General features: G+C 58.6%; 7 protein-coding genes. 3 read left to right on the forward strand and 4 right to left on the reverse strand.

Translation table 11 applies throughout. From position 1 onward, the window contains the following. Positions 1-349 precede the first annotated feature (349 nt). The 3 genes from ACP16H_RS24825 to ACP16H_RS24835 are packed head-to-tail and all read left to right on the forward strand — an operon-like array spanning position 350 to position 2,930. Positions 350-1,438, forward strand: coding sequence for an HD domain-containing protein (locus ACP16H_RS24825; RefSeq protein WP_425074853.1), 1,089 nt, complete (start codon positions 350-352; stop codon positions 1,436-1,438). An 11-nt stretch (positions 1,439-1,449) separates the two neighbouring features. Then, positions 1,450-2,403, forward strand: a complete 954-nt coding sequence (locus ACP16H_RS24830) for a hypothetical protein (protein ID WP_425074854.1) — start codon at positions 1,450-1,452, stop codon at positions 2,401-2,403. A gap of 26 nt (positions 2,404-2,429) precedes the next feature. Continuing rightward, complete coding sequence (locus tag ACP16H_RS24835) at positions 2,430-2,930, forward strand: histidine phosphatase family protein (protein ID WP_425074855.1); 501 nt, start codon at positions 2,430-2,432, stop codon at positions 2,928-2,930. Positions 2,931-3,258: 328 nt separating this feature from the next. Here ACP16H_RS24835 and ACP16H_RS24840 read toward each other — a convergent pair whose 3' ends face one another. The 4 genes from ACP16H_RS24840 to ACP16H_RS24855 all read right to left on the reverse strand — a co-directional run. Continuing rightward, entirely contained in the window at positions 3,259-4,353 is a 1,095-nt protein-coding gene (locus ACP16H_RS24840) for a helix-turn-helix domain-containing protein (RefSeq protein ID WP_425074856.1), read from the reverse strand. Further along, a complete protein-coding gene (locus tag ACP16H_RS24845; protein ID WP_425074857.1) occupies positions 4,353-5,015 on the reverse strand; it encodes a hypothetical protein in 663 nt (220 codons plus the stop codon). The genes ACP16H_RS24840 and ACP16H_RS24845 overlap by 1 nt, the downstream gene beginning before the upstream one ends. A gap of 320 nt (positions 5,016-5,335) precedes the next feature. Further along, on the reverse strand, positions 5,336-8,560 hold the full coding sequence (locus ACP16H_RS24850; RefSeq protein ID WP_425074858.1) for an EAL domain-containing protein: 3,225 nt from the start codon (positions 8,558-8,560) through the stop codon (positions 5,336-5,338). Between the two features lie 334 nt (positions 8,561-8,894). Then, on the reverse strand, positions 8,895-9,274 hold a 380-nt coding region (locus ACP16H_RS24855; protein WP_425070187.1), incomplete at its 5' end, for a transposase.

Here is a 9,274-nt window from a genome sequence, read left to right on the forward strand (position 1 = left end):
GCCTAGACGAACGGCAGCGAAGCGCAAGAAGATGCGGCTTTTGGAGAGGGACGGAAGCCGCAAGGAGCTGCGATGCTAGGCGCGATCATTGCCTATGCAAATTCGAGGCAAGCCAACAAGGAAGAACATTTCCACTCCTCCCGACGCCCCGACGCACGGTGAACCTTTAAGAAACGCTCAGAATCTGCGATACAGGAAAGCCTGAGGTGAGCTCTCCATAGTTTGAACACAGAAACTTTGGACAACATGGGAAGAAGCACTTACATCAAGCAGGACGGTGCATTGGCCAGATGTGTGCGTGGGGCGAACCCGCGCGTGCGGCGCATTCTAGGGCTCGGAAGGATTTTGGATGCTGGATGATTTAGAAAGCAGCAAGAGCTGCAGGGACGCCTCGGATCCATCTACACTGATGCCTCTTGCGATCGCCGAAGCTACATTTCGTTCCGACGAGGAGGTGAGCTTCGTTGATCCTTTCGCTCTTGAACTTATGTCGACTGCTCCTTTGCGTCGGCTGGCTGGCATTGGTTTTCTCGGTGCGATCGACTTCATGCGCCAAGGATCAGGGCGCTCGGCGCACAGGCGCCGCCATAACCGCCTTGAACACACTTTGGGCGTGGCCCGCCTTGCGGAAACTTATGCGCACGAGGCCGGGCTACCGGAAAAACGCCGCCGCTTACTGCTCGCCGCCGCACTATTGCATGATGTCGGGCATGGGCCGCTTTCTCATACGCTTGAGCCAGTGTTTGCCGAGGCATACGACCTTGATCACCATTCAATGACACGCCGCATCGTGCGCGGAGAGACGCGAAGTGGCCATGATGTCTACGCTTCCTTGCGTGACGCGAAGCTTGATCCCGACGAAGTGCTCGCAATGATTGACGGTCATCATTCTGGGCCTGACGCGTTTCTATTCGCAGGTCCTATCAATTTTGACACAATGGATGGCATCCTACGCAGCCGGGCCTTTATGAAGCGTCGTACTGCGCCTCGCGCAATGTTGGCAGCGGTTCGACATTGGGCCCAGACCGGCCGCGCTCCACTTTCGGAGTTCGACGCATTTTGGTCCCTCAAGCATGACGTTTATACTCTTTTGATCTGCGGTGCCCGCGGTCGACTGCTAGATGCAGTTGCGCAAGCCTACATGAGGGCAAATATCGATGAGTTCGAAGCGAGTGATTTTGAGCGCAGTGAGGCAACCCTACGCAAACGTCATCCAAAATTGTTTGAAGTTCTTGGGGTTGTAGCTAACCAGCGTATATCCTCCTTGAAGGATCGGCTCCCTAGTGATTGGATGAAAGAAGAAGTTATGGTTAAAGATCGGGCTTTCACCGTGAAAGCAGAGAATGGTTTGTACGAAAATAATCAGTTGGACGCGCGTTACACGCAAAGCAAGTTCACAAGACGTATTTCTATTGAAGAGCTTATAGCAGGCCAATGAAAATTTTGAAGATGACCGAAGTTGGAGATGTGGCTGCTGTGCTCGATGCGGCTCGCGCGAAATCGGAAGGTATCCTGCAAACCCTGCGCTCAGTCGCGACCGAGTCGCCCTCCTTAACCGCGGATATTGTAATCGGCGTAAATGGCAGTGTGGCACGCCGGGAGGCGACGAGTGGCTCAGATGTTGACCTTTTCTTTTTGACCCTTGACGGCGATCTATTGGCAGCCAAGTCGGCGCAAGATGAGTATCGGGCAAAACTGATCGAAAAGGGGATCAAAATGCCCGCGCATGGCGGTGTATTTGCGAACCCTCTTAGAACCACGCAACTTACCGCGACTATAGGCGGCGAGGACGACACAAATACCTACATCACCCGACGGATGCTCTACCTCCTCGAAGGAGAGTGGGTCGCGAACGAGAGTGGTTTCAACGATCTGCGCTCACAACTTATTGCGCGCTACATTACCGAAGATCTTGATGATAAGAAAATCGTTCGCTTTTTTCTTAATGATGTGATCCGCTACTGGCGGACAATCTGTGTCGATTTTGAGAACAAGACTGCTGATGAGACGAAGCCACGTGCAATTCGGCTCGTGAAGCTGCGCCTCTCCCGCATGCTGCTCTATGTTGCAGGTATTGCAGCAGCACGTCAGACCGTTGACTGTAATGCTGCGGTGAAGAGAGAGAAGCTTGCCACACTGCTTGCGCTACCGCCTCTGGAGCGCCTTGAGAAGATTCATGGAGCGGACAAAATGTCGGAGGTCCAAGCTCTATACGCCACCTTCCTGGCGGCTCTGGACGATGCAGAAATTCGTTCACAGCTGGAACTGCCAGGTGCTAAAGGTGTGGATACGGAGGAATTCAAGCAGCTCTGTGAGGTGGCACGCAAGTTCAAGGTCGAACTTCTTACTCTTCTCGGTATGGATGCGGGTGGAGATCCTCTGATGGAAGCTCTTCTCCTCTGAGTTTGTCCAATTCTCAAGCTATGCAGATGCGTCTTCCAAAATCCATTGTTTTACTGCGTCATGGAAGGACAGCCTGGAATCGCGCCGACACCCTTATTGGTCAAAAGGATATCCCTCTCGATGATGGTGGGCGTCACGATGCGAGAAGCGCGATCCGTTTTCTGACGGGAATCGATGCGATTTATTCGAGCCCACTTTCTCGCTGCAAAGAAACTGCCGAGATCATTGGCGCAGCCCTTGGATTGGAGATTGTGTTTTTGGATGGGCTGAAGGAACGCCACTGGGGTATTTATGAGGGGCGTCCGAAAAGAGAACGAGATAAATATAAAGATCCTGAGGGCGGCGAGACAATCGATGATTTTAGGGCGCGCGTCGAGCAAGAAATGCTTAAAATCGGCAATGTAAGGCCTTTGTTAGTCACGCATTCAGGCGTTATCCGCCTTCTTTTAGACAGACCGAACGCATCGATACCACATGCTGTACCGCTGGAGATGATCTTGGAAAATGTCTATTCAGTGAAGAGGTAGCTGAATTGTCCTAGCAATCTGAAGAAACGCCTCGGAGTGGAAATGGTTTGAGCGCGATGGTTAAATCGCCAGCGCAATGAAATAGCGTCTTGAAAGTCTTGCCGGAAAGGCGCCGGCCAATCCGCTTCCACACCTGAATACCAGTGGTCGTGCGGCGCCAAAATCAACGCTAAGGGTGGAACTGGCCATCTGCATCAATTGGCTGGAAGGTCGGCTAAGGGTCGGAAATCACAAACCCTAAGATGTTGCAGCCTACGGATCACGAAAGCAAAAAGACGCGGCATGCGCCGCAGCCAGTGTTTCTTGAGCCTCCGGTCGTTTAGCGACTCTATTTAACCAGCCTCAACCCAGATTTGTTATCTGATACGGCGAGTTGGGCGTCGGTATGTTTATTTGGCGCAAGCAGGCCTATGAGAAGACCTTCAACCTCATCAAGCGGTAATTGGACCACTTTGGCAATGGTTTCCTTGGTCTCGCGCTTGGACCACAGGTCCGCCAGGATCTGCGACCAGACAACCGAGGTTTCCCTCTCGATGCCTTCAGGCTCGCCACTTCGATACCCCAGCTTGCCCAGCTGGATGCAGATCGTGCGGTGCTGCCATTCTGTCAGCAAACCAAGCTGGCGCAGACGGTAGGCCAGCGCCATCGCGGAGACTTTCCAGCGCCGCTTGAGCCGCAGGATGACCTTCGCGTCGATGAACCGCGGGACATGCGCCATTACGTCGGACCTTGGCATGAGAAAGGCCGAGGCAAAGGCGTTTGCCTCGTTCTCGGCTTCCCTGCCACCGCCCATTGTCCCGTGACGATGCATGGCAAGGTGCCCGAGCTCGTGGCAGGCGTCGAAGAGATTGCGCTCTGCCGACTTGAAGGAGTTCAGGAACATGTACGGGACGTCATCCATCCAGAAGGAGAACGCATCGACATTCTTCGTATCCTCGGACAGTCCAAGGATACGGATACCCTTGGCTTCGAACAGCTTCAGGACCGCAGGGATCGGGCGATCTCCAAGCCGCCAATGAGCACGCAGCGCCTCGGCGGCGCTTTCCGGCGAATACTCCGCGTCGGCACGCAAGTCCGGCAGGTCGAGCCCTGGCAGGTTAAACATCTCCTCTGCCCAACGGAATATCTCAACACCCGCGCCCCCAGCGGCAAAGGCGGCGTCACGCTCTTTCGCCGACATGTTGGTTAGGCTTCGGAAACTGACCTGTTCCGCAGACAAGGCGGGCGGATCGGGCAAGGTGAAGTAGTCGATCGGGTAGTCGAGGACCCTGGCGATCTTTTCGATCGTGGCGGGATCCGCGTCATTTTGATCCGCTTCCAGTCGCGTGATGGTGACCGGGCTGAGCCCACACAGTCTGGCAAGACCCTTGGCGGTCATTTTGCGCCGCTTACGCGCCGCGGCCAGCCTCTTTCCGTTGTGCATCACTTCCCATTCTTACGCTTTACGTCGATGATAAGATCATCATCTTTCGGCGCGTCTTCTGGCAATACGGAGACAGGGTCAAGATCGCTGTCCTGAACAAGGTAGATCCTTTCGATGAACCCCCTGATTTTGCTGTCCTCGATCACGGGCATGCTCAATTCCATGCGGCCGTCGGGATCGAGCAGAAGGTAGAACACCGAGAAGCGGTTGGTCCTAAGGTTGGTACTTCTCGGTGACGGCAGCGTGACGACCGCAGGAAGATCCACCCCAACATGATCGAACAGGCTTGCACCCTCGCATACTTTTTCAGATTTCGCGCCGAAGTCGCCTGTTTTGGGCCGATGGAAGTCCGAACAGCATCTATCTGCAGTCTTGACGAGAACAATGACGTTCAGGTCATTGTTGACGATTCCTTCCAGTCCTCCGTCGTAATAGAGTTCCCAGCCGTTTACACCGATGTACTCGGCACGCAGTCCAGCGAGGCATTCATGGAAGGTGTACTGTCCGGCAGAAGTCTTGCCATGCATGGCACCGGCCATACCACGACCAGACATGCCGGATGCCCCCGCCGATATGAGGCGTTGCCGCTCCAGGGTCAGTTGGCAAAGGCGTGTTTCGATATAGTCCTGCTCTTTCAGGATCACAGTAGCGATAGAGGCCATTTTGTCTCTCATGTTAATTTTCCGGCCCTCATATGATGCAGTAAAAATTAACATAGAGCAAGACCTGCAGTCACCTCAGTTGCCGCTCGGGATGTTTCAATCTGTGGGCTGAATGTGAACAGTCGAAGGCCGGTGATGCCGTTTAGAAACTCCTTTCGGTAATGGATGAGTTGACTTGGGACCAGCCGTTCGTTGCGCACGGCTTGAATGACTGCTTGGGGCCGAGACCTACACAGGAAGCGGACCGTCCCAGATTCCTGATGCTGTGCTGCCGCAAGTCCGCTCCCGGCCCATTGCACCCGCGACAGGGCTTTCGGTTTTCAAATCCCGCCGTCGTCCTTTAGGACGGCTTCGGGGGCGTGCAGCAAGTATCCTTGCGCATAATCGATACCCAGCCCGGCCATCTCTTCGAGGATAGCATTGGTCTCGACGAACTCGGCAATCGTCCGGGCACCGATTTCCCGGGCGAGGTCGACGAAGCAGGACAGCGTGAGACGGGTCAGTCGGCTGGTCTGGATATCACGCACGAAGCTGCCGTCCAGCTTCAGGAAATCCACCTTCAGGCTGTGCAGGTGACGGATCGAAGACATGCCCGCGCCGAAATCGTCCAGTGCCACCTTGGCGCCGGTCGCACGCACCTTGCGTGCGAAGCTCGCCACCTTGTCGGGATCATGCAGGGCGACCGTCTCGGTGATCTCGAGGCATATGTTCGCGGAACCGCCGTGTCCGGCCATCTCCAGCAGTTCAAGGACTTCGAGACAGAACTGGTCACTCCCGACCGAGGCTCCGGACATGTTCACGCACAGCACGGTGTCGCGGCCGAACCGCCTCGCTGCGACCAGCGCAAGCGCCTTGCGCAGCATCCATTTGTCCAGCCTTGTGATCAGGCCGCTGCGTTCGGCAACCGGAATGAATATCCCGGCCGAGATCGGGTGACCCGAAGGCGCCCTGAGCCGCGCGAGCAGCTCGACCATCGGCGCCGCATTGCCGTCCCCGGGTCCCGCGACGGTGTGGATCTCCTGGAAATATACACCCAGCCTGTCTTCGGAGATGGCGTGCTCCAGAAGCTGGTAGAGATCCTCGTCCGCGCGACCGGTCTCGCGGTCCACTTCCGCCAGTTCCCCGGCAAAGACCACCTGCCCGCGACCGTTCTGCTTGGCCCGGTAGCAGGCGGCATCGGCGGCACGCGTCGCCTCGCCCCGGTTGTCGAAATGCCGGGCAAGATGAACCGCGCCAGCGCTGGCGCCCAGCGATCGCGCCGCCGGGGCCAGCGCGTGCTGGTCCGCGAGACGGGCAATGTCGGCGCACAGCGTCTGCAACCGCTCCCTCAGGTCCTCGGGTTCGACGTCGCACACGATGATCGCAAATTCGTCACCGCCGAGCCGCGCGACCAGGTGCGTATCGTCGAAGGCCTGACGCAGGATGCGACCCACGTCCCGCAATATGACATCGCCCATCGCATGCCCGTGCAGGTCATTGACCAGCTTGAAGCTGTCAAGGTCACAGAATACCAGGAAATGGTTCTGCCGTTCGCGGTAATTGCGCGAGAGCACATTCGAGAGCGCGGCGTTGAACCACCGTCGGTTCGGCAGGCCGGTGGTCTGGTCGAGGTTGGCGTGCCGTTCCATCAGGCGGGTGTGCTCGCGCTGCTCCGACACGTCCCGGAACACCATGATTGCGCCGAGGCACGCGCCGTCATCCGCAAGGATCGGCGCCACGCTGTCGTCCACCGCGATGACCTTGCCCTGGCCGTTGATCAGCGTGGCATTGGCTTCCAGCGTCACGACCTTCCGGGCGGCAAGACAATCGGCGATGGGATCGGCACAGGGACGCCCCGTCACCTCGTTGATGACCCGGAACACCGTGTCGGACCTTTGTCCGCCGGCCTGTTTGACAGTCATGCCGGTCAGCCGCTCCGCCACGGGGTTCATCCAGACCACGCGCCCCTCCGGGTCCGCGGTGATCACGCCGTCGCCGATGCTGCGCAGGCTCGTCTCCAGCCAGGCTCTCTCCCGGTGCAGGTCCTCGGTCATCCGGTGTTCGGCCGTGCGGTCCCGGCACACGCCGATCAGCCGGTCCGAACCCGCGCCGTCGCGGTCATGCACCCGCGCCGAAATCTGGAAACAGCGCATCTCCCCGCCGACCCTGGCCTGCACGGTCACATCCATGGCCGTGCCGTGCCGCATGGCCCCGGTCCATGCGGTGCGGAAATCCTGCCGGGACCCGTCTTCGAGAATGTCCATCCAGTCCCGGATCAGCAGCGTCTGGTCGCCGGGCAGATCGAAGCACGCGCGCATCCGCTCATCAAAGGTCAACTCGCCGGTGACGATGTCAGCTTCCCATATGGCGATGCCCCCGGACCCGATGGCCAGTTCGCTCCGTTCGTTTGCAAGCTGCAACGCGTCGGCGCGACGTCTCTGTTCGGTGATGTCCTGAAACGCGCCGCTCAGACGGACCGGCACGCCGTCCTCCATATGCACCTCGCCGATGGTGCGCACCCACTTCTCGCCGCCACCGTTGGGACGGAAGGGCAGTTCCAGATCCCATCCGGTGCCGTCCTGCAACGCCTGTTCGACCGCATGCTTCAGAACCGCCCGCGCTGCTTCGGGATAGAAGGCATAGGCCGCGTCGAGGCTGTCAGGTGTCTGTCCGACCGGGACATTGTGCAGCCGGCAGGTCTCCGGGCTCCAGGTGATCTGGTTGTCGCGCAGGTCCACCTCCCAGCCCCCGAGACCTGCAAGCCGCGCCGCCTTGTCCAGGGTCTCTTCGGCCCGGCGCAGCCGCGTGCGTCCCAGCATCTCTTCGGTGATGTCGAGGAAGATGCCGTTGACCCACTCCGGTTGTCCGCTCGCATCGCGCGACGTGACGCGTCCGCTGATCCGGACCCAGACCCACGACCCGTCGCGGTGCCTGAGCCTGACACGGCCTTCATAGGTGCTGCGCTGCCCCGACAGATGGCTCGCCATCGCCTGCCGTTCCCGTTCCAGATCGTCCGGATGGCACAGCATCTGCCATGTCTCGACGGTGATCGGCGCGAGATCCTCGATCTCGTACCCGACGATCTGCGCCCAGCGGTCGTTGACGTTCAGTTCCCGGGTGCGCGGGTTCCAGTCCCAGATCGCCGCGCCGGTCCCTTCGAGCACAGCTGTCAACCGCTCGCGCTTGGTGCGCAGGCGCGTCTCCATGTCCTTGAGAAAGTCGACGTTCTTCAGCACCAGTTCCAGAAGGTCCTTGTCGACCTGCGCGACGCTGGCCAGGGCAAGAAAGGTCGAGCCGTCGGCGCGCTGCACCGTGAGGCGGAGGTTTTCGATCCGTTCCGCCAGCGGCAGCTTCGCCAGAATCTGTTCGGCCCACACGATCCGGGACGGCGCATCCAGAAACTCGGTCAGGTCACGTCCCGCCACGATCCGGTGCGAGACGCCGGCCTCCTCGATCATCATGCGGCTGAAGGACAGGATGATACCCTGCCCGTCACACGTTGCCACCATCGCGGGAATCGCCGCCAGTTCGGAGATCAACGAGCTTTCTCTCGCCCGACTGTTCATGGTACCCCACTATTCCTTGAGAACGACAGTCTTGTACCCAATTTGTTAATATTGATTTAATAATCATATTTAACGACGCCGTACCTTGGTCACGAATTGATGAGGTCAACGGCGCTGGCGCCCGACGAGCACTCCTGCGACTCGGGTGCGAGGGTGGACAGGCTTCACACGCAGCGGAACATCCCAAGATGTGAGGCCGCGATGCAGGATATCGGCGCGACACACCTACAGGCGGCATCTTTCGCGATCGGCGCGGGGCCGACACTTACGCCTGCAGATCGACTCTGTTGCACAAAACCGTCTCTGAGCGGAGTTCCCCTTTCCCCGGACGGATTTATCCCACGACTTCTGTGACAGGGATGCCAAGGGCGGTGTAGCCGTTCAGAACGGCGATACGGACCTGAAGCTCAGCGACCTGTCGGTCGAAGTCCCGCGCCATGAGGCGCTGCCCCAGCAGTTTAACGCAGTGCATCTTGGTCTCGACGCGGCTTCGGCGGTGGTATCCGCTCCAGTTTCGCCAGATAGCGCGGCCGAGGTATTTCGAAGTTCGCAGGGCCTCGTTTCTGGCCACCGCACCCGCGGTGACGGCCTTCCACGACTTAGCGTTTTTGCGGGGTGGGATGACGGCATGGGCACCGCGGTCAGCGATGGCGTCGTGGCATTTGCGGGTATCATACGCACCGTCTGCGGTGACGCTGCCGATCGCCTCGTTCG

The sequence above is a fragment of the Sagittula sp. S175 genome (assembly GCF_049800975.1).
In the GTDB taxonomy this organism is placed as follows: Bacteria; Pseudomonadota; Alphaproteobacteria; order Rhodobacterales; family Rhodobacteraceae; genus Sagittula.